General features: G+C 71.5%; 18 protein-coding genes. 10 read left to right on the forward strand and 8 right to left on the reverse strand.

The features are described from left to right. Positions 1-19: 19 nt before the first annotated feature. From ACZ7M7_RS08475 to ACZ7M7_RS08485, 3 genes are all read right to left on the reverse strand, one after another. The gene (locus ACZ7M7_RS08475) at positions 20-970 is read right to left on the reverse strand and encodes an AAA family ATPase (RefSeq protein WP_383613636.1); all 951 of its coding nucleotides are present in this window, start codon (positions 968-970) and stop codon (positions 20-22) included. Beyond that, a complete protein-coding gene (locus ACZ7M7_RS08480) occupies positions 967-3,045 on the reverse strand; it encodes a VMAP-C domain-containing protein (RefSeq protein ID WP_472114191.1) in 2,079 nt (692 codons plus the stop codon). Before ACZ7M7_RS08480 ends, ACZ7M7_RS08475 begins: the two co-directional genes overlap by 4 nt. A gap of 74 nt (positions 3,046-3,119) precedes the next feature. After that, positions 3,120-3,503 carry a CU044_2847 family protein gene (locus ACZ7M7_RS08485; protein ID WP_472114194.1) on the reverse strand — a complete coding sequence of 128 codons (384 nt, stop codon included), beginning with the start codon at positions 3,501-3,503 and terminating at the stop codon, positions 3,120-3,122. Between the two features lie 265 nt (positions 3,504-3,768). Between ACZ7M7_RS08485 and ACZ7M7_RS08490 the strand changes: the two genes are divergently transcribed. The 3 genes from ACZ7M7_RS08490 to ACZ7M7_RS08500 all read left to right on the forward strand — a co-directional run bounded on the left by ACZ7M7_RS08490 (position 3,769) and on the right by ACZ7M7_RS08500 (position 6,996). Beyond that, positions 3,769-5,607 carry a hypothetical protein gene (locus ACZ7M7_RS08490; RefSeq protein WP_472114197.1) on the forward strand — a complete coding sequence of 613 codons (1,839 nt, stop codon included), beginning with the start codon at positions 3,769-3,771 and terminating at the stop codon, positions 5,605-5,607. Between the two features lie 99 nt (positions 5,608-5,706). Next, the gene (locus tag ACZ7M7_RS08495; RefSeq protein WP_383613647.1) at positions 5,707-6,090 is read left to right on the forward strand and encodes a hypothetical protein; all 384 of its coding nucleotides are present in this window, start codon (positions 5,707-5,709) and stop codon (positions 6,088-6,090) included. A gap of 3 nt (positions 6,091-6,093) precedes the next feature. Further along, the gene (locus ACZ7M7_RS08500; protein WP_472114200.1) at positions 6,094-6,996 is read left to right on the forward strand and encodes a hypothetical protein; all 903 of its coding nucleotides are present in this window, start codon (positions 6,094-6,096) and stop codon (positions 6,994-6,996) included. A gap of 15 nt (positions 6,997-7,011) precedes the next feature. On the opposite strand, the gene ACZ7M7_RS08505 is transcribed toward ACZ7M7_RS08500, so the two are convergent. Beyond that, on the reverse strand, positions 7,012-7,902 hold the full coding sequence (locus ACZ7M7_RS08505; RefSeq protein WP_472114203.1) for a GNAT family N-acetyltransferase: 891 nt from the start codon (positions 7,900-7,902) through the stop codon (positions 7,012-7,014). 139 nt (positions 7,903-8,041) lie between these two features. Between ACZ7M7_RS08505 and ACZ7M7_RS08510 the strand changes: the two genes are divergently transcribed. After that, positions 8,042-8,464 (forward strand): SRPBCC family protein, encoded by a 423-nt coding sequence (locus ACZ7M7_RS08510; RefSeq protein WP_362385017.1) that lies wholly within the window; start codon positions 8,042-8,044, stop codon positions 8,462-8,464. A gap of 47 nt (positions 8,465-8,511) precedes the next feature. On the opposite strand, the gene ACZ7M7_RS08515 is transcribed toward ACZ7M7_RS08510, so the two are convergent. Beyond that, positions 8,512-9,795 (reverse strand): YhgE/Pip domain-containing protein, encoded by a 1,284-nt coding sequence (locus ACZ7M7_RS08515; RefSeq protein WP_383613659.1) that lies wholly within the window; start codon positions 9,793-9,795, stop codon positions 8,512-8,514. A gap of 352 nt (positions 9,796-10,147) precedes the next feature. On the opposite strand from ACZ7M7_RS08515, the gene ACZ7M7_RS08520 reads away from it, so the two are divergent. The 5 genes from ACZ7M7_RS08520 (at position 10,148) to ACZ7M7_RS08540 (ending at position 17,322) form a co-directional block, all read left to right on the forward strand. Then, positions 10,148-11,674, forward strand: a complete 1,527-nt coding sequence (locus tag ACZ7M7_RS08520) for an aldehyde dehydrogenase family protein (protein ID WP_472114206.1) — start codon at positions 10,148-10,150, stop codon at positions 11,672-11,674. A 63-nt stretch (positions 11,675-11,737) separates the two neighbouring features. Then, entirely contained in the window at positions 11,738-13,267 is a 1,530-nt protein-coding gene (locus ACZ7M7_RS08525) for a GMC family oxidoreductase (RefSeq protein ID WP_383613664.1), read from the forward strand. Beyond that, complete coding sequence (locus ACZ7M7_RS08530) at positions 13,267-14,391, forward strand: quaternary amine ABC transporter ATP-binding protein (protein WP_383630127.1); 1,125 nt, start codon at positions 13,267-13,269, stop codon at positions 14,389-14,391. Before ACZ7M7_RS08525 ends, ACZ7M7_RS08530 begins: the two co-directional genes overlap by 1 nt. Continuing rightward, complete coding sequence (locus tag ACZ7M7_RS08535; protein WP_472114210.1) at positions 14,391-16,340, forward strand: ABC transporter permease; 1,950 nt, start codon at positions 14,391-14,393, stop codon at positions 16,338-16,340. Before ACZ7M7_RS08530 ends, ACZ7M7_RS08535 begins: the two co-directional genes overlap by 1 nt. A 1-nt stretch (position 16,341) precedes the next feature. Beyond that, positions 16,342-17,322: an ABC transporter substrate-binding protein gene (locus ACZ7M7_RS08540; protein ID WP_383613672.1), complete on the forward strand. Its 981-nt coding sequence runs from the start codon at positions 16,342-16,344 to the stop codon at positions 17,320-17,322. 3 nt (positions 17,323-17,325) lie between these two features. On the opposite strand, the gene ACZ7M7_RS08545 is transcribed toward ACZ7M7_RS08540, so the two are convergent. The 3 genes from ACZ7M7_RS08545 to ACZ7M7_RS08555 form a co-directional block, all read right to left on the reverse strand. Beyond that, the gene (locus ACZ7M7_RS08545; RefSeq protein WP_472114213.1) at positions 17,326-18,063 is read right to left on the reverse strand and encodes an isocitrate lyase/PEP mutase family protein; all 738 of its coding nucleotides are present in this window, start codon (positions 18,061-18,063) and stop codon (positions 17,326-17,328) included. Between the two features lie 20 nt (positions 18,064-18,083). After that, the gene (locus ACZ7M7_RS08550) at positions 18,084-18,485 is read right to left on the reverse strand and encodes a carboxymuconolactone decarboxylase family protein (protein WP_472114215.1); all 402 of its coding nucleotides are present in this window, start codon (positions 18,483-18,485) and stop codon (positions 18,084-18,086) included. Positions 18,486-18,553: 68 nt separating this feature from the next. After that, a complete protein-coding gene (locus ACZ7M7_RS08555; RefSeq protein ID WP_472114218.1) occupies positions 18,554-19,102 on the reverse strand; it encodes a carboxymuconolactone decarboxylase family protein in 549 nt (182 codons plus the stop codon). A 47-nt stretch (positions 19,103-19,149) separates the two neighbouring features. Between ACZ7M7_RS08555 and pdxR the strand changes: the two genes are divergently transcribed. Further along, on the forward strand, positions 19,150-20,658 hold the full coding sequence (gene pdxR, locus ACZ7M7_RS08560; RefSeq protein ID WP_472114221.1) for a MocR-like pyridoxine biosynthesis transcription factor PdxR: 1,509 nt from the start codon (positions 19,150-19,152) through the stop codon (positions 20,656-20,658). The last annotated feature ends 41 nt before the right edge of the window (positions 20,659-20,699 follow it).

Below are 20,699 nucleotides of genomic sequence, written 5' to 3' on the forward strand. Positions count from 1 at the left end.
GCGCCCGTCCACACCGCCGTCACAGCGCCCCGGTCAGCTGGTGCAGCACGGCGTCCAGCAGGCCCTCCGCGTCCAGGTCGACACCGCCGGTACGCAGGAACACCGCGTTCAGGAGCTGGTCGGTGGCCAGTTCGCCGGGGGCGCGGCGGCGCAGGAAGGCCTCGATGAGTTCGTCCGCGTCGCGCAGGGCTTCCTCGCCGAGGTGGGCCGTGACGATCGCGCGCAGCCGTGCCTCGTCGGGGACCGGCAGGGCGAGGCGCACACAGCGGCGCAGGAAAGCCGGCGGGAACTCGCGCTCGCCGTTGCTCGTGATGACCACGACCGGGAACTCGGCGCACTGCATCCGGCCCTGGTGCACCGTCACCGAGCCCCGGTGGTCCGCGGTCTGCACCTCGACATCCGCCATGTCCTCGGGGAGCCGGGTCAGTTCGGGGATGTCGAAGTAACCCTCCTCGAAGACGGTGAGCAGGTCGTTGGGCAGGTCCACGTCGCCCTTGTCCATCTCGTCGATCAGCAGCGCCCGCGGTGTGGCCGACGGCACCAGGGCCGTGCCCAGCGGGCCGAGCCGGATGAACGTCCCGATCGACGGCTCGCTTTCGCCCCGGTCACGGCTGAGCGTGGTTTCGCGCAGGCGGCCGATCGCGTCGTACTGGTAGAGCGCCTCGCGTACGGTCGACCGGCTGTTGATGGACCAGCGCAGCAGCTCGCCGAGCCGCAGTTCGTGCGAGACCGCCCGGGCCAGCGACGACTTGCCGGTGCCGGCCGGCCCGGTGACCAGCAGCGGTCGGCGCAGATGCAGGGCGGCGTTGACGACGTCGGCGTGCTCCGGCTGGATCAGGTACGGCAGTTCGGGGCGCAGGGCCGGAGCCGGGCTGAACCGGCGCCACGGCGGCGCCGAGGGCAGGGTGACGGCGCGGGGGACGCCGTCACCGCGAAAGAGGCGCCAGTCGGCCTCGGAAGCGGAGGTCATGCGCTCTCCTGTGGTTCGCTCAGGTGCAGTCGGGGCACCGTACGGTCGGCGTCCGCCCAGGCCAGGACCGGGCGCCCGGGGAAATCGGGGGCGCGGGTGCCCCGGGCGTTGGCCCGGTAGACCCGCACTCCGTCGGGCAGTTCACGGGTGGCGACATCCGCCATGTGCTTGGTGACATGCGAGGGGGTCTCCCGGCCGCGGTCCCACACCACCACCGGTATGCCCACGGCGAGACAGATCTGAACGATCGCGTCGCGCGGCCCCGGGGGCACGTCGACGGACACCCGGACGGTGTCGAGCCGGCCCATCAGCTCGTAGTAGATCTGATGCGGGTCCTGCGACGCGTCCGAGACGACCAGGGTCTCCCCGGAGTCGAGCTGGCTCCACCGCTCACGCCAGTCGGGTAGGAAACGCTCGTGCCGGCGCAGGAGTTCCGGACAGTGCACGACCAGCGGGAACTCCACTCCCAGCATGCCCGGCACGACTTCGCCGGGTACCTGGGCCGCCCATTCGTCGATCGGCAGGTTCAGGTCGGCACGGTCCACGAGCACCTCCACCAGCGGCCGACCGACGTCACGGTCCGAGGGGGTGAGGGACTCCATGACACGCAGCAGTTCGCGCGCCGCCTCGGGCGCCGAGTACGAGGCGGCGCTGTCGACCGACACCTGCCGTGGGCCGGTGCCCTCGTCGCACCAGATGCGCAGCCGGTGCCGCCCCCGACCGGCCCGCGCCACCTGGACCAGGACCCGCTTGCGCCGGACACTGCCGCGCAGCACGCGAGCCCAGTCCTGGGCGTCCGAGCGCCGCTCCCTGACGGCGGCGCCCGGGATACCGAGCCGGCCCGCCACGCCGTCCGACCACAGCCGGAGCTCGGCCTGCCGGGGCGCCGGGCACAGCGCGGCGACGTACTCGACGACCCGCAGCAGGGCCGGAACCCGTGTCTCGCCGTCGTCCGAGTGGCCGTCTCCGGGCAGCTTCTCCAGGTCGTCCAGCAGGACGTCCAGGGTGGCGCCGTCGGTCAGGGCGGCGACCCGCTTGGTGGCCTCGCGCACCGCCTCGGGGAACCGGTCGAGCACCGACCGGTCGACGTTGCGCAGGAGTTGGTGGAGGCGACGGTGTTCGCGCGGTGAGAGCAGCAGCGGAGTCTCCGACAGCCGGCCGGCGACCAGCACGCGGTTGGTCGCCATCGGGTCCCTGGGGCGCAGGATCTCGGTGAAGGCCGCCAAGGCGCGGCGATCGCGGAGCAGGAACGCCGCGAACTCCTCGATGGGGGGCGGGCTCACCGGGCTGCCCTGTGCGACGCCGCACGCGAGGGCCAGTTGGCGGGCGGTGTCACCCAGCGAGTACGGCGACGGCAGGGCGTTCCCGATCGCCGTCACGAGCATGCCGAAGGCGGGGTCGTCCGGATCGGCGGCCTCGGCGCCGTCCTCGACGAGGATGCCGAGGGGCCGCAGCTCGGCCTCGACCTGCTGCCAGGGAATCGCCCAGCTGCGTCGGACCATGTGCTGCGGGCTGTGCGGAAGCGGGGCCCCGCCGGGATCGCACGGCGGCATGAAATGCGCGGCGAGGAGTCCGACCACGGCTCCGTCCTCCTCGCACCACAGCGGGCCGCCGCTGTAGCCGGGGCCGACCGCCATGCCCGTGGCCTTGCCGTCGAGGTAACCGACGGAGCCGTCGAGGGCGGCGACCCGTAGATCGGCGAAGGTCGCGCTGTGCCCGCTGCCGTGCCAGGCCCGCACCTGCTGACCGGGAACCATGGCCGTACGCCGGTCGGCTGCGGGCATGCCGACGGGCGGTGCGTCGATCCGCAGCACCGCCAGATCGCCGAGCCACTCCCCGTCGCCGTCCCGCACGGCCGTGCCCTCGCGTGTGCGTGGGGCGATCCAGTGCGCCACGCGCGCGGGGTACCGCTCCGTCTTCCGCGTCCCCTGCACCTCGACGAACAGCGGGTCGAGCCCGGGTGGCCGGGTCTCGAACAGCGCTCTGCCCAGGGCGTCGTTGACGACATGCGCGCAGGTCAGCATCGCGTCACCGCCGAGTGCGACGGCCGCGCCGGCCGTCTTGCCGTCGGTCATGCGGCGCACCGACGCGACGCGGGATCTCCCCTCGGTGTCCGGCGCTGCCCCGACCGGCCTGAACCAGTCCACCATCACTCCGCGCCGGGTGACGGCTTCCAACTGGCGGTGACGGTGAGGTGCGCCTGCCCGTTGCCACCGACGATCCCGAGCTTGAGGTCCTGGCCGACCTGGACGCCGAACGTCACGCTGAGCTCGCTCGGCGGATCCGGCACGGACGAGGCCACGTCGTGCACCTCCTGCAGCAGCGGCCCGAGCGGCCTGAGCGCCCCGCGCAAGGTCGCTGCGGCGAGGTTGGCGACGGCAGCCCGCCCTCCCGTGGCGACGGGGACGGCCCGCCCCATGCCCTCGGGCAGGTCGCCGTCCTGCGCGGAGGGTTGTCCGGTGGCCGCTGCTGGAGCGAGGAGGAACCTTACGACCGTTCCGTCGTCGAACTCTGATTCCAAGAAGGTGGACACCACAACATTGTGGCCTGAACTCCCGTGACAGGAGGCCAAGTTCGCCACTCACAGCGGACCCTCCCCCTCGGCGCAGGCCCGGTGCAGGCGCTGCGCAGGAAACGTGAGCGGAAGGGGTGAGACCATGGCTTCGGGTGACTCGCGTCACACGTGTGGCCTATGCTGGTCGATCCTGATGAGACCAACTCCTGTGCAGGATGGGGGAGTTGGTCGCGCCATGACAGGGCAACCTGCCATGACTGGTTCCTGAATCGGGGGACGATCCATGACCCAGCCGCAGCTTCCGCCGCAGCGGGAGCAAGCGCCGAGATCCGGGCCGCGCCGTCCGGTCGACCCGGCGCGCAGTGAGGCGTGCCGGCTGCTCTGCGCGGGGACGTATCTGCACGTCGGTTACCGGGACGCGGTGATCGACGAACTGTACGTGCACCGCGAGCGGTTCGCCGCGCCCTCCTACGGCTACGACGCGGCCCGCGTCCTCGCCCATGCCCTGCGTTCCCGCCGCCAGGAAGTGGCGTGGTCGGCGGGGATGATCGCCCTGTGGGTGGTCGTGGCGGCGCTCACCAAGTTCCACATCACCGTGGTGATCTGGCCGATCCTCCTGATCGCGCTGGGCCGCCGACTGGGCGGCAGCCGCGACATCGACGGGAAGTTCCCGCAGTTCGCCATGTTCCGGCGGCTCCTCGCCTTCGTACTGCGCTGGTACGGGCGTATCACCCTGGTCTTCGTGTACGTCACCCTGTTCCGGCTGCTCATCGCCGGTCCGGACGAGTACGCGTCCGACTCCTACGGCGATTCCGGGGACAGCTTCCTCGACGCGTCGGACGGCGCCGACCTCGGCACCCCCTTCGACCTGCTGAACGCGGCCCTCGCGGAACCCAACCGCTTCACCGCCGCCTGCCTGCTCGCGCTGCCGCTGCTGCTGGCCCTGCTCAGCGTGGGGCAGCGGGGCCAGTTCGCACGCACGATCGCGGGCGAGCTGTCCAAGCAGCGTTTCCCGAACGTCGCCGACGACCCGGCCGAGGCGGCATCCGCACCTCGGTTCGGCGAACTGAGCCGGCGTATCCGCCAGGAGCAGCACGCGCCGCTGATCCTCTACACCAAGGCCGACCCGTTCCGCGGCGCGGGACTGCCCTTCGAACCGTGGTCCCTCTCGATCGAACTGCGCCCCCGCACGACCGGCGACGGGGACTCCCCTCTCGACGTTCTCAGGAAGACCGACGCGACGCCCGCGGAGCTGCTCGACAACGCCACGGTCCTGGAGAAGATCAAGCCGCTGGTGGAGCAGTTGCGGGAGCCGTCGGCGCGCACCTCCCCGCAGACCTCCGACGCCGTGCTCGACCGGCTGCGCGAACTCGTCGTGGACGAGTGCGTGTTCCTGCCCGCGGAAGGACTGCCGGGCCGGATGGCCTTCCCGTACACGCAGGACACGTATCGGATGCACCGCACCGACGCGGTCGAGGAAGGCGGCGAGCAGCGACGGCACTTCCTGCGGGTGCGTGTCGGCGGGTGGGACGAGGAGGTCGTCGTCACCGTCTTCGTCCGGGTCCACACCCAGGGCGGCATGCTGATGCTCGAAGTGGCCCCGCACGTACTGCCGCCGGTCAACGCGCTGTTCGCGACCGCCGACAGGAAGGCGCACGAGCATCTGCACCGCGGCGGCTTCGGCCGCTACCTCTTCGCGTTGCTGCGTATCCCGGCCGCGACCGGCGACGCCCTGCGGGTCCTCGCCCGCGCCGTCGCCCAGACGTGGCGGCAGCTCACCGACGTCCACGCGGACACGCTGCCGGACGGGCCCGGTGCGTCCGTACGGGAACTGGGCGCCGACGACCGGGCGACCCTCTTCCAGGAGATGGACATCGCCCGCTACCTCAAGTCCATCCAGGACCGGATCGCGAGCGGGGTCGGCGAGGCGCTGTGGAACGCGGGGTACGAGGTCGCCGAGTTCGAGCAGAAGGTCACCAACGTGTTCAACAACAGCGGGACCTTCGTCGGCGGCAACGTACAGGGCAACGGGATCGCGATCGGCAAGGACAGCAAGGCCAACTCGCCGGCCGGCAAGCCGCCCCCGGCCGCGTCGGCCGGTGCCGGTGGCGCGTCGAAATAGCGCGTCGCAGCAGAGCGCCGCATCAGCCCATCGCATCAACGCATCGCATCAACGCATCACACCAGCGCGTCGAACAGCAGCAGACAACGGAGGGATCACATGAACCAGCCGCCAGCGGCCGACGGACCCGGCTCCGGTACGTACGTCGGGGGATCCGTCACCGGCAACGGCATCGCGGTCGGTGCCGGTGCCAGCGCCGCGTACACCTCGACGTCGGCCCCGGCCGACGAGTCGCATCAGGCCCTGCTGAAGGCCGTCCGCGACCTCGGCGAGGACCTGAAGAGGTACCCCGCCACCTCCGAGACGGAGGAGCTCTCCGCAAGCCTGGAGGAGACCGAGCGGCAGGTGACCACCACCGGCCGCGCCCAGCCCGGCGTCCTGGACCGGCTCCGCACCGCCCTGGAGGCGGCCAGCGGCATCCTCGGCGCGATCACGTCCGCCACCGCCCTCGGCACGGCCGTGGCCGGCCTCATCGGGGGCTGAGCGATGCGCGGCGGGGGCGCCGGCGAGGTCCGGTGGAACAAGGACGCACAGTCGTGGGAGCGGGTGGGCGCGGGCGGTCACTCGGCTCCGCCCCCGCCTCCCAAGCCGCCGACGGCCGGGGCGCCGGGGGAGTGGCCGGAGTGGCCCGCCGGGGATCCGGTGGACGGGTCGTTACCGCCTGCCCCGGGCTCCGACTGGCCGCAGGCGCCCGTCGCACCGCCCGGGGCCCCGCGCGGCCGCCGGAACAGGGTCATCGCCGGCGCGGTCGGCGCGGCGGTCGCGGTCACCGCGCTCGCGACCTGGCTGGCGGTCGACCGGGCAGGGGACGACGACAAGGCGGGCGGCGCCTCGTCGAGCACGGCCGCGACGTCCCGGGACGGACAGGCCGAACCGCCCTCGGACACCTGGTCCGACCCGGCTCCCACCTCCGAGGACCCGTTCACCGCGGCATCCGGGTCGCCCGAGGTACCCGACGGGTTCCGGGCGGTCGAGGACACCTCGGGCTTCTCCACCGTCGTCCCCGAGGACTGGACCCGCAGCGAGCAGAAGGGCGGAGCCGTCGTCTTCTACACCTCGCCCGACGAGCTCGGCCTGCTGCAGATCTTCGAGGTGGTCGAACCGGGCTACACCCCCGACGACGCCCTCGACATCGCCGTCGACAGCCTCTCCGGGCAGCCCGGCTTCACCCAGATCAGCCGGGGAGCGGTCCCGGACGAGACGTATGCGAGCGAGCTCGTCTACGAGTACGACAGCGAGGAGCTCGGCGAGCGGGTCAAGGCCGTCGACCGGGTCTTCCAGACGGACGACGGACGCCTGTACGCGATGGTCGTGCGGGGCACGACGCAGGACTGGCCCGGGACCCAGGAGACGCTGGAGCAGGTCAGGGCCGCGTTCACACCGAGCTGAGGCCCTCAGGGGCGGTCAGGCGGGAGGCAGCCGCTTCTCGAACCAGTGGCTGGCATAGATGTTGTCGTCATACGCCGGGATGTCCGTGTATCCGCAGGCCCGGTACATCGCCTGCGCCTCGGTGAGTGCGGCGTGCGTGTCCAGGCGTACGGCGGTCAGGTGCCGTGCGGCGGCCTCCTGTTCGAGGGCGCCGAGCAGACGGCGGGCGAGGCCGAGGCGGCGGGCGTCGGGGTGCACCCAGACATGGCGGATCTCGCCGACGCCGGGTTCGAGACGCCGTAGCGCTCCGCAGCCCACGGGGCGGCGCTCCTCGTAGGCGACGAAGAACGCGCCGGCGTCGCCGGACACCTCCTCGGGCAGTACGAGGTCGTCCTTGTCGAACCCCTCGGGGAACCGCTCGTCGAGGTCGGCCGCGTAGGCGTCCAGACAGGCCCGGGCGTCCGGTGCGGCGCCGTCGACGAGGTCGACGGTGATGCCCGCGAGGCGCAGCAGCCGCTGGGCGGTGGCCATCGCCCCGGTCAGTTCGGTGCGCTGCGGTGCGCTCAGGCCCGCCAGCAGCCCGGCCGCGGCGACGCCCGCCCGCCGGTCCTGCTCCGTCACCTCCACCCGCCCGGCCGGGGTCAGCTCGATCATGCGCGACCGGTTGTCCTGCGGGTGCGCGCTCAGCCTGACCATGCCCTGGGCCTCCAGTGCCTTGGCCATCCGGCTCAGATACCCGGCGTCCAGACCGAGCCGGCTCCTGAGCTCCCTGAGGGACGCGCCGTCCCCGATCTCGAACAGCAGCCGGGCCTCGCCGAGCGGGCGGTCCTGGCCGAGGTAGTGGTCGTCCAGTACGCCGATGCGGCGCGTGAAGTAACGGTTGAAGCGGCGGAAGGCCGTCACATGGTCCGTCGACACTGGCTCCATATTTCTTTGACTTTAGTCAAAGACCTTGCCGGCGTCCAGACCTCCGCCGGGCCGCGAGACTGCCGGTGCGCAGCGCTGGGCCGAGGTGCATCCTGAGAAGTGGTCCTTCAGCGGTCTTCTCGAACGAAGGAGCAGGTCAATGCCATCCCTGCATTTCCACGTGAACTCCTCGATGAGCCCGTCCGAGGTCATGGGGGTACTGACCAATTTCAGCCCCACCCGCGTCGAGGAGTGGCCCTCGATCGACGCCGAGCACTTCCAGGTGCACGAGCGCGGAGACACCTGGGCCGAGGTCACCGAGGGAAACGAGAAGTCGTGGGAGCGCGCACGCTACGAGTGGGACCCGTCGACGAACCACGTCACCGTCACCACGCGTGACTCGAAGCCCTTCGGCTCGGGCGGCTGGGAGTTCCAGATGACTCCCACGGATGACGGCACGCGCATCGACGTCGATCTCGAACGGCACCCCACCTCGCTCAAGGCGAAGATGCTGTCCCCGATCATCCCCTTCGCCGGGCCGGTGTTCCGCAAGTCCTTCAAGGAGCCCCTGCACACCATGTAGCCACCTCGCCGAGGGCCGAGGGCCGAGGCCGCGGCACACGCGCCGACTCACGCTTCCTGGAGGACCAGGCGGTGCAGCCCCTTGCGGTCGTAGTAGCGGGTCATGGCGAAGCCGAAGAGCAGAGCGACGGCGAGGCCGATGCCGATCATGGTCCAGCCGCGGGTCAGGCCTGCTTCGGCGCGGGCGTCGAAGTAGAGGATGGCGCGCACGCCGTCGGTCACCTGGCGGAACGGTTCGAACAGGGCGAGGAAGCGGTAGAAGTCGGGGACCGCCTGGAGGGGGACGGTCGCTCCCGAGGACGGCAGGGCCAGGGCGATGAACACGAACATGGACACCACCTGGCCGATGCCGCCGAAGGCCGCGTTGATGGCCTGCACGCCCAGGCCCACGGCCAGGCTGGCGCAGTACGAGAAGATCCACAGCAACGGCAGATGCGACGCGTCCATGCCCAGGATCGCGACCGTGGCGACCATCGTCAGGCTGGTGGTGATCACGGCAATGCCGGCAGTCATGATCATTTTCAGCAGCAGTGTCTGCGTACGGCTGATCGGGACCGTCGGGCGTCGCGAGTGCCAGGGTCCGATCTCGTTGTCGGTATAGCCCAGGCCCGCGTCGACGCCGTTGTTGATGATGTTGCCGCCCACGAAGGCGGTGAGCACCAGGAGCAGCGTGTAGTAGAAGGCGCTCAGACCCAGGCCGCTGTGGCGGCCGATCGGGTGGCCCACCCGGGTGGTGACGGTGACCGGGTCGGCCAGGAGGGCGCGGAGCGTCGCGTCGGCACCGCCGGCCTGTGCCCGGTCGGTCAGCTGACGGCCGATCGTCAGGGAGCTCCGGTGAGCGGCGCGCTGGGAGATCTGGTTGGCCAGGGACGAACCGAGGCTTCCCAGGCCGGGGTTGGTGAGGAGGGTGAGGGTGGGCCGTGCCGTGGCGCGGGAAGTCGTCAGGGCCGCCACCGACGAGGTGAAGTCGGCCGGGACGACGAGGGCGCCGTAGATCTTGCCCGCCGCCAACTGCTCCTGCATCTGGGCCTGGTTCAGTCTGCGCCACTGCACGGCCTTCGACGGAGTCGCCGCGATGACCTCCCGGCTCAACTGCGCCCCCACGGGCTGCCGCTGTCCCGGCAGAGGCGGGCCCTCGTCCGAATCGACCAAGGCGATCGGCAGATCGCGCAGGCTGTCGTTCGGATTGATGATGCCGCCCATGTAGAGCAGCGACAGGAACAGCGCCACCAGCGCGGACAGGATGGTCGGCACAAGCCAGAGCTTTCCGTGCCGCGCGACGACGACTGCGCGTGCCTGTGCCGGCTGCTGCCCGGACCCCGCTGATGTCATGGCACTCCGTCCGGCTCCTGTCCGACGTGGCGCCGGCCTCGTCGTGATGTCGACGGTCGGACCGCGGCCGCGCACCAGGGGTCACAGCTCATCCCGGGAACGGCGGCGGCACCGGGGCGCTGCCGGCGACGATAGCTCCGCTGCTGGAGGCCCTCCGCCACGACACGCTGCGTCGATCGAGGGGAGGAGTCGGCTGCCTTTTGTCGTATTTGTGCGCATCTTCCGTGACGCAGCGCACTTTCGACCGTGGATCGCGCATGCATTCGGAGGGTGGGGGCAGGCGCACTCGGTCCCGTGAGTGACACGTGTGTGACACAGGGGCTCTGAACAGGAACGGAAGGCAACACCGATCATGGCGGACAGTACGGAACTCCAGGCGCGCGGCACCCTCCACGTGGGAGGGGAGTGGCGGACGGCCGTCTCCGGCGCGACGCGCGAGATCCTCGACCCCGCGGACGCCACGCCGTTCGCCGTGGTCGCCGAGGGCGACGAGAAGGACACCGATCTGGCGGTGGCGGCAGCCCACCGTGCCTTCGACGGTGGCCAGGGGGAGTGGCCGCGCACGCCCGTCGCCGAGCGCTCCGCCCTGCTGCGCCGCGTCGCCGACCTGCTGACGCGCGACCGCGAGAAGCTCGGCCTGCTGGAGAGCCGCGACGCCGGCAAGACCGTCGAGGAGGGCCGGGTCGACATCGACTGCGTCGCCGATGCCTTCCGCTACTTCGCCGACCTCGTCGCCGCCGAGGCCCCGGGTCGGGTCGTCGACGCGGGCTCGCCCGACCTGCACAGCGTCGTCGTCCATGAGCCGGTCGGTGTCTGTGCGCTGATCACCCCCTGGAACTACCCCCTCCTCCAGGCGAGTTGGAAGATCGCGCCGGCCCTCGCCGCCGGGAACACCTTCGTCGTCAAGCCCAGCGAGATCACCCCGCTGACGACCATCGCCCTGATCGAGCTGCTCGTCGAGGCGGGCCTGCCGGCCGGTGTGGCCAACATCGTGACCGGGCCCGGCCACACCGTCGGCGCCCGGCTCGCGGAGCACCCCGACGTCGACCTCGTCTCCTTCACCGGCGGCCTGGTCAGCGGCACGAAGGTGGCCCAGGCCGCGGCGCCCTCCGTCAAGAAGGTCGCCCTCGAACTCGGCGGCAAGAACCCCAACGTCGTCTTCGCCGACGCCTGCGCCACCGACGAGGCCTTCGACACCGCTGTCGACCAGGCCCTCAACGCCGCCTTCATCCACAGCGGCCAGGTCTGCTCGGCGGGCGGCCGCCTCATCATCGAGGAGTCCGTCAGGGACCGCTTCGTCGCCGAACTCGCCCGCAGGGCAGGCCGGATCCGGCTCGGCCGCGGCACCGCCGACGGCGTCGAGTGCGGACCGCTCGTCTCCGAGCAGCAGCGCGCCAAGGTCGAGGCGTACGTCGACTCCGCGCTCAAGGAGGGCGCGGTGCTGCGCTCCGGCGGCAGGCGGCCCGAGCCGTCCCCGGAGCGCCCGGCGAACGGCTACTTCTACGAGCCGACCGTCCTCGACCACTGCCACCGCGAGATGCGCGTCGTGCGCGAGGAGGTCTTCGGCCCGGTCCTCACCGTCGAGACCTTCCGCACCGAGGACGAGGCGATCGCCCTCGCCAACGACACCGAGTACGGCCTCGCCGGCGCCGTCTGGACCGCCGACGCGGGACGCGCCCGCCGGGTCGCCGGCCGGCTGCGGCACGGCACCGTCTGGATCAACGACTTCCACCCCTACCTCCCGCAGGCGGAGTGGGGCGGCTTCGGCAAGAGCGGAGTGGGCCGTGAACTCGGGCCCGCCGGACTCGCCGAGTACCGCGAGAGCAAGCACGTCTACCAGAACCTCGCGCCGAAGCCGGTCCGCTGGTTCGCCGGCTGACCGGTCCGGTCCCGCTCCCCTCAACCCCGTAAGACCTCGCACGCCCCTGGAGCCACCCCCACCATGTCCCAGAGCACCCATGTCTACGACTACGTCGTGATCGGCGGCGGCACGGCCGGCTCGGTCATCGCCTCCCGCCTCACCGAGAACCCCGACGTCACGGTCGCCGTGATCGAGGGCGGACCCAGCGACGTCGGCCGCGACGACGTCCTCACGCTGCGCCGCTGGATGGGCCTGCTCGGCGGCGAGTTGGACTACGACTACCCGACCACCGAGCAGCCACGCGGCAACTCGCACATCCGGCACAGCCGGGCCCGCGTCCTCGGCGGGTGTTCGAGCCACAACACCCTCATCGCCTTCAAGCCGCTGCCGTCCGACTGGGACGAGTGGGAGGAGGCCGGCGCCACGGGCTGGGGCGCGGTGCCGATGGAGGCGTACTACGCCCGGCTGAAGAACAACGTCGTTCCGGTCGACGAGAAGGACCGCAACGCCATCGCCCGCGACTTCGTCGACGCCGCCCAGGGCGCACTCGGCGTCCCGCGCGTCGAGGGCTTCAACAAGCAGCCCTTCACCGACGGCGTCGGCTTCTTCGACCTCGCCTACCACCCCGAGAACAACAAGCGCTCGTCGGCGTCGGTGGCGTATCTGCACCCGGTGATGGACGAGCGCGAGAACCTGACGATCCTGCTGGAGACCTGGGCGTACAAGCTGGAACTCGACGGCACCCGCGCCGAGGGCGTCCACGTGCGCACCAAGGACGGCGAGGAACTCCTCGTCCGCGCCCGCCGCGAGGTCGTCCTGTGCGCCGGCGCCGTCGACTCGCCGCGGCTGCTGATGCACTCCGGCATCGGTCCCAAGGAGGACCTCACCGAGCTGGGCATCCCGGTGGTCCACGACCTGCCGGGCGTCGGCGAGAACCTGCTCGACCACCCCGAGTCGGTGATCGTCTGGGAGACCGACGGCCCGATCCCGGACAACTCCGCGATGGACTCCGACGCGGGCCTGTTCGTCCGCCGCGACCCCGAACACCAGGGCCCGGACCTGATGTTCCACTTCTACCAGATCCCCTTCACGGACAACCCGGAGCGACTGGGCTACAAGCGCCCGGAGTTCGGGGTGTCCATGACGCCGAACATCCCCAAGCCGAAGAGCCGCGGCCGGCTCCACCTCACCAGCGCCGACCCGTCCGTGAAGCCCGCGCTCGACTTCCGCTACTTCACCGACGAGGACGACTACGACGCCCGCACCCTCGTCGACGGCATCCGCATCGCCCGAGAGATCGCCAAGACCGAACCGCTGGCGCACTGGCTCAAGCGCGAGGTGTGCCCCGGCCCGGACGTCACGGGCGACGAGGAGCTGAGCGAGTACGCGCGCAAGGTCGCGCACACCGTGTACCACCCGGCCGGTACCTGCCGTATGGGCGCCGCCGACGACGAACTGGCCGTGGTGGACCCGCAGTTGCGGATCCGCGGCCTGGACGGAATTCGTATCGCCGACGCCTCCGTCTTCCCGACGATGACCGCCGTGAACCCGATGATCGGGGTGCTCATGGTCGGGGAGAAGGCCGTCGACCTGATGGGAAGTGAGGCGTGATGAGTACTGCGACGCCCGAGAACGTGACGAGTACGACGACCGCGACGAAGGCGGCGACGCCCGAGGACACACCGGTCTTCTCCGTCGAGGGCCTGTGGAAGGTCTTCGGCTCGAAGGCGCACCGCGTGCCCGCCGACCCCGAGCTGGCCTCGCTCGCGCCCGCCGAGCTGCGCGCGCGAACCGGCTGCACGGCGGCGGTGCGGGACGTGTCCTTCGACGTGCGCAAGGGCGAGGTCTTCGTCGTCATGGGCCTGTCCGGCTCCGGCAAGTCCACGCTGGTGCGCTGTCTGACCCGGCTCATCGAGCCGACGGCGGGCTCCATAGCCATCGACGGTGAGGACGTCCGCGCCATGGACAAGACCCGGCTGCGCGAACTGCGCCGCCACCGCGCCGCGATGGTCTTCCAGCACTTCGGCCTGCTGCCGCACCGCACGGTCCTGGACAACGTGGCGTACGGCCTGGAGATCCAGGGCGTCGGCAAGGCGGAGCGCCGTGAGCGGGCCGCCGAGGTGGTGGCCAAGGTCGGTCTGGAGGGCATGGAGCACCGCAGGCCGGGCCAGCTGTCCGGAGGTCAGCGCCAGCGCGTCGGCCTCGCGCGGGCGTTGGCGGTGGACCCGGAGGTGCTGCTCTTCGACGAGCCGTTCAGTGCGCTGGACCCGCTGATCCGTCGGGACATGCAGGAGGAGGTCGTGCGCCTGCACCGCGAGGAGGGCCGCACGATGGTCTTCATCACCCATGACCTCAGCGAGGCCCTCAAGCTCGGCGACCGCATCGCCCTGATGCGTGACGGCAGCGTCGTCCAGCTGGGCACGCCGGAGGAGATCGTGGGCTCCCCGGCCGACGACTACGTCCGCGAGTTCGTCCGGGACGTCCCGCGCGAGCAGGTCATGACCGTGCGTACGGCCATGCGGGCCGCGTCGGCGGACGAGACCGGCAGCGGCCCGGCGATCGCGCCGGACGCGACGGTGTCCGAGGCGATCGAGGCCGTGGCGCGCACCGGTTCCCCGGTCCGCGTCATGGAAGCCGGACGGTGCCTGGGCGTCGTCGACCACGAGCGGCTTCTCGGCGTCGTGGCCGGGACGCAGCAGGGTGCGGGCGTGGAGAAGAGTAAGGAGGTGGCTTGATGGCCACCGTCACAGCCGCCGCCCCCAGGGCCACTGCGCCCGGCATCCTCAAACGCCCGGTCGTCCGCAAGCTCCTGCTGCTGGCGCTCGTCGCCGCGATCCTCGTACCGCTGGCGAACGCCCGCTGGGCGAGCGGCACCTGGCCCTCCGCGCTCACCGTCGACTTCTCCGAGCCGCTCACCAAAACCAGCGACTGGATCATCGACAACCGGGACGGCCACCCGCTGTTCCTCTACTTCTTCGGCCACATCAGCAACGCGGTCGTGATCTGCGTACGCGCCGTGTACCTGGTGCTCCTCGCCGCCGGCTGGGCCGGCGTCACGGCCGCCGCGTCCCTGACCGCCTGGCGCGTCGCGGGCCCGAGGCTCGCCACCGGCACGGCTGCCGCGTTCCTGGCCTGCGGGTTCCTCGGCATGTGGATCCCGACCATGCAGACCCTCGCGCTGATGATCGTGGCGGTCCTCGCCTCGGTCGTCGTGGGCATGCTGCTGGGTCTCGCCGCCGGGCTGTCCGACCGTATGGACCGGGTCCTGCGTCCCGTCCTGGACACCATGCAGGTGCTCCCGGCCTTCGCCTACCTGCTCCCCGTCGTCCTGGTCTTCGGCATCGGGGTCCCCGCCGCCGTCCTGGCCACTGTCGTCTATGCCGCCCCGCCGATGGCCCGCCTCACCGCACTCGGCCTGCGCGGCGCCGACAAGGAGGTGCTGGAGGCCGTCGAGTCGCTGGGCGCCACCGCACGGCAGCGCCTGCTGACCGCCCGCATCCCGCTGGCCCGCAAGGAACTCCTGCTCGGCCTCAACCAGACGATCATGATGGCGCTGTCGATGGCGGTCATCGCCTCCGTCATCGGCGCCGGCGGCCTCGGTGACCGCGTCTACCAGGCGCTGGCCTCGGTCGACGTCGGCGCGGCGCTCGCGGCCGGCATCCCGATCGTGCTCCTCGCCGTCGTACTGGACCGGGTGACCGGAGCGGCCGGGGAGGGCCTCGGTGACGAGCCCCAGCCGAACGGCCGGGCACGCTGGCTGTACGCCCTGGTCGCCGCCGTCGCCGTAGCCGTCGTCGGACGCCTCCTGGGCCGCCTCGACTGGCCCGACGCCTGGACCCTGAACATCGCCGAGCCGGTCAACCGTGCCGTCGACTGGATGACCGCCCACCTCTACTCCGGTGTCCCCGTCATCGGCGGCACCGCCGACTGGGCGGCCCACTTCACCACCTGGGTCCTCGACCCCGTGCGCGACGGCCTGCAGTGGCTGCCCTGGTGGTCGGTCCTGCTGATCGTCGCCACCCTCGCCTGGCTGATCGGCACCTGGCGCACCGCGCTGACCGCCGTGCTCGCCATGGCCGCGATCGGCGTACTGGGCGTGTGGGGACCGTCGCTCGACACCCTCTCCCAGGTCCTCGCGGCCGTCGCCGTCACGCTGGTCCTGGGCTTCGCGACCGGCATCGCGGCGGCCCGCAGCGACCGCTTCGAACGCCTGCTGCGGCCCGTCCTGGACGTCTTCCAGACGATGCCGCAGTTCGTGTACCTGATCCCGGTGGTGGCGCTGTTCGGCGTCGGCCGCGCACCCGCGGTCGCCGCGGCCGTCGTCTACGCGCTGCCCGCCGTCGTCCGCATCACCACCCAGGGCCTGCGCCAGGTCGACCCGGCCGCCCTGGAGTCGTCCCGCTCACTCGGCGCGACCCCCGCGCAGCAGCTGCGGCAGGTCCAGCTCCCGCTCGCCCGCCCGGCGTTGCTGCTCGCCGTCAACCAGGGCGTGGTCCTGGTCCTCGCCGTCGTCATCATCGGCGGCCTGGTCGGCGGTGGCGCGCTCGGCTACGACGTCGTCTTCGGCCTCGCGCAGGGCGACCTCGCGACCGGTCTGGTGGCCGGCGCGGCGATCGTCTGCCTGGGTCTGATGCTGGACCGCGTGACCCAGCCGACGGAACGCCGCGCGAAGAAGGGAGCGTGACATGCGACTTCGTACGCGTAGTACCCGTGCGTTTCGCACGACTGCCGTAGTGGCCGGCGTGTCCTCGCTGGCACTGCTGACCGGCTGCGGCGCCGCCGACATGACCAAGCAGGCCTCGCCGTTCGCCAACGCGCAGGGCGCCAGGACCGTGACGCTGTCCGTCCAGTCCTGGGTCGGCGCGCAGGCCAACGTGGCCGTCGTGCAGTACCTGCTGGAGAAGAAGCTCGACTACCGCGTCGACACCGTCCAGATCGACGAGGTGCCCGCCTGGGACGCCCTCAGCCAGGGCCGGGTCGACGCGCTCCTGGAGGACTGGGGCCACCCGGAGGAGGAGCAGCGGTACGTCAAGGACAAGAAGACGATCGTGCCCGGCGGCGACCTCGGGGTCACCGGGCACATCGGCTGGTACGTCCCGACGTACTTCGCCAAGCAGCACCCGGACGTCACCGACTGGAAGAACCTCAACAAGTACGCCGAACAGATGCGCACCGCCGAGAGCGGCGGCGAGGGCCAGCTGATGGACGGCTCACCCTCCTACGTCACCAACGACAAGGCGCTGGTGAAGAACCTCGACCTGGACTACAAGGTCGTGTTCGCCGGCTCGGAGGCCGCGCAGATCACCCAGATCAAGCAGTTCGCCAAGGAGAAGAAGCCCTTCCTGACGTACTGGTACTCGCCGCAGTGGCTGTTCAAGAAGGTCCCCATGACCGAGGTGAAGCTGCCGGCGTACAAGGAGGGCTGCGACGCGGACCCGGAGAAGGTCGCCTGCGCCTATCCGCACACCCCGCTGCAGAAGTACCTCAACGCCGACTTCTCGAAGAACGGCGGCGAGGCGGCGGCCCTGCTGAAGAAGTTCAAGTGGACGACCGAGGACCAGAACGAGGTCTCCCTGATGATCGCCGACCAGAAGATGTCGCCCGAGGAGGCGGCGAAGAAGTGGGCGGACAGCCACGAGTCCACGTGGAAGGCGTGGCTGTCCTGACGTTCATGTGGTGAGGTCGGCGGCGATGCCGCGCAGCGCCTGAGTGGCGGTGCGGTGGAGCCCCGGCCCGAACGTGATGCGGGTGGCCCCGAGTTCGCCGAGTTCGGCGGGCGAGGGGCCGCCGGTCACGGTGCCGTGCACATTGACCGGCCCCTGGATGCCGGACCGCAGCAGTGGCAGTACGTCCACGGGGGCGCCGATCGGATAGACGCAGTCGGCGCCGGCGGCGACGTACAGGGCGGCGCGCTCGATGGCCTGTTCGGCGGCCCGCTTGGGGTCGGCGTCCTGGCGCGCCCGGATGAACGTGTCGATCCTGGCGTTGACGAAGAGCCGGTCGGCGGCGGCGTGCCGCACCTCGGCGAGCCACTCGGCGTGCCGGCGCGGATCCTTCAGGACCCCGCCCTCGGAGTCCTCCAGGTTGCATCCCACGGCCCCGGTCTCCAGCAGCCGTTCCACCAGCTCCTTCGGCGCGATCCCGTACCCGCCCTCGATGTCCGCCGACACCGGCACGTCGACCGCCCGTACGATCCGCGCGACCGCCGCGAACATCTCGTCGGCCGGGGTCTGCCCGTCCTCATGGCCGAGGGAGGCGGCGACCCCTGCACTCGGCGTGGCGAGCGCCGGGAACCCCGCCTCGACGAAGACGCGGGCGCTGGCGGCGTCCCAGGGACCGGGCAGGACCAGCGGGTCGCCGGGGGAGCGGCGCCGGTGCAGTGCGCGTAAGGCGTCGGCCTTGCTCACGGTTTCCGTCCGTCGTTCGGTCACGTCGGGTATCCCCCTGGTGGAATGCGGCGGGCGACCATCACCCGGTTCCAGTTGTTGATGGCGACGACCAGCCCGATGAGATGGGCGAGTTCGGAGTCGTCGAAGTGCTTGGCGGCCCGCTCGTACACATAGTCGGGCACGAAGCCGTCCGTGAGGACCGTGACCGCCTCGGTCAGCGCGAGCGCGGCCCGCTCCCGTTCGTCGTAGACGTCCTCTGCCTCCTCCCAGGCGGCCAGCAGATCGAGCTGCCGCTCGCTCACGCCGTACTTGCGGGCGATCGTGAGGTGCATGTCCAGGCAGAAGGCGCAGTGGTTGAGCTGTGAGGCCCGGATGACGACGAGCTCGGCGAGCGCGGGGTCGCCGAGGCCCTTCTTGGCGGTGGCGCTGAGGGAGGACATGGCCTGCCCGACCGCTGGGTCGAGAGACCGGGTCCGGACGGTTCGGGCCGTTCCGGCCGTTCGGACCGTCACTTGTGCCCGCCCGCGTGCTGTGCGGGCTGGTGGTGGCCGGGGGCCATGCGGAAGCTCACGCCGAACCGGTTCCATGCGTTGATCACCGCGATCGCCGAGATCAACTGAGCCAGCTCGGCCTCCTCGAAGTGCTTGGCGGCCCGCTCGTACACCTCGTCCGGCACGAAGCCGTCCGTCAGGACCGTCACCGCCTCGGTCAGCTCCAGGGCCGCGACCTCCTTCTCGGTGTAGAAGTGCCGCGACTCGTCCCAGGCGCTGAGCTGGACGACCCGCTCGACGCTCTCGCCCGCCGCGATCGCGTCCTTGCTGTGCATATCGACGCAGAACGCGCAGTGGTTGATCTGCGACGCGCGGATCTTCACCAGCTCGTACAGCCTGTGGTCGAGGCCCTGCTTGGCGGCGGTGTCGAGCCGGATCATCGCCTTGTAGACGGCGGGGGCGAGCTGGGCCCACTGCAGCCGGGCGGGGCGTTCGGGGGCGTACTCGATGGTCGAGGTGGAGGTGGAGGTGGAGGTTCTGGTCGAGGTCGTGTCCGTGGTCGTCATGATCTCGACCCTAGGAGCGAAGCAGCCCAGGAGTATGGTCCACTTCCATGCCGAAACCCTGGGCCACTTTGGGCGTCGACCTCCACCTGGAACCGGCGGGTGGGGGCCTGCGGCGGGGCCTGACAGGCGCTCTGCGCGAAGCGGTCCGCACCGGCCGCCTCGCCCCGGGCACCCGCCTGCCCTCCTCCCGCTCCCTCGCCGCCGACCTGGGCATCGCCCGCAACACGGTCGCCGAGGCCTACGCCGAACTGGTCGCGGAGGGCTGGCTCACCGCCCGCCAGGGGTCGGGCACGAGGGTGGCTGACCGGGAAGTGATCCCGCCAGGGGGCGGGGTGACGGCATCGGCCGCCACGGCCGCGGCCGGCGTCAGGCCGGCATCCGGCGGGCCCACCGCGCCCGGCGCCGGCGCCGCGCCTCGTGCCATCACCCCACCTCACGCCCCCGCCCGCCCCTTCACGGGTCCCCGTCCGGAGCGCCCCCGCCCCGTCTACGACCTGGTCCCCGGCACCCCCGACCTCTCCGCCTTCCCCCGCGCGGAGTGGCTCAAGGCGGCCCGCCGTGCCTTCCTCGCCGCCCCGAACCACGCCCTCGGCTACGGCGACCCGCGCGGCCGTGCCGAGTTGCGCACCGCCCTCGCCGGCTACCTCTCCCGAGCCCGCGGCGTACGCGCCGACCCCGACCACATCGTCGTGTGCGCCGGCTTCGCACACGGCCTGCACCTGCTCGCCACCGTGCTACGGGCACGCGGGCTGAAGACGGTGGCCGTGGAGTCGTACGGCCTGCCACCGCACTGGAGGCAACTGACGAGGGCGGGCCTGTCCACGACCCCGCTCCCCTTCGACGAACTGGGCACGAACCCTGGGCAGTTGAGCGACGAGGGCGCGGTCCTCCTCACCCCCGCCCACCAGTTCCCGATGGGCGTGCCCCTGCACCGCGACCGCCGGGCGACCGTGGTCGACTGGGCGCGCCGCACCGGCGGTGTGGTCCTGGAGGACGACTACGACGGCGAGTTCCGCTACGACCGCCAGCCCGTCGGCGCACTTCAGGGCCTGGACCCCGACCGCGTCGTCTACCTCGGCACGGCCAGCAAGTCCCTCGCCCCGGGCCTGCGCCTGGGCTGGATGGTGTTGCCGCCGACCTTGCTGGAGGAGGTGACGGAGGCGAAGGGCGGCGTGGACACCTGCGGCACCCCGGACCAGCTGACCCTCGCGGAGTTCCTCACCTCCGGCGCCTACGACCGCCACGTCCGCGCCGCCCGCCTGCGCTACCGCCGCCGCAGAGACGCCCTGGTCCGCACCCTCGCCACCCACGCCCCCCACCTCCAGGTCACCGGCATCGCGGCGGGCCTCCACGCCGTCCTCCGCCTCCCAGCCGGCACGGAACAGTCCGTCACCCAGGCAGCAACCTGGCAGGGTCTGGCCCTCCACGGGCTGACGGCCTACCGCCACGAGTCGGCCACGGTGCCCCCGCTGGATGCCTTGGTCGTGGGATACGGGACGCCGCCGGACCATGCGTGGGCGGGGGCGTTGGAGGCGTTGGGGAGGGTGTTGCCGTGAGGGGGCGTGGGCATTGCAGCCCGTCCGGCGTCTGAGGACGA

Source organism: Streptomyces sp. NPDC111606 (genome assembly GCF_055656945.1).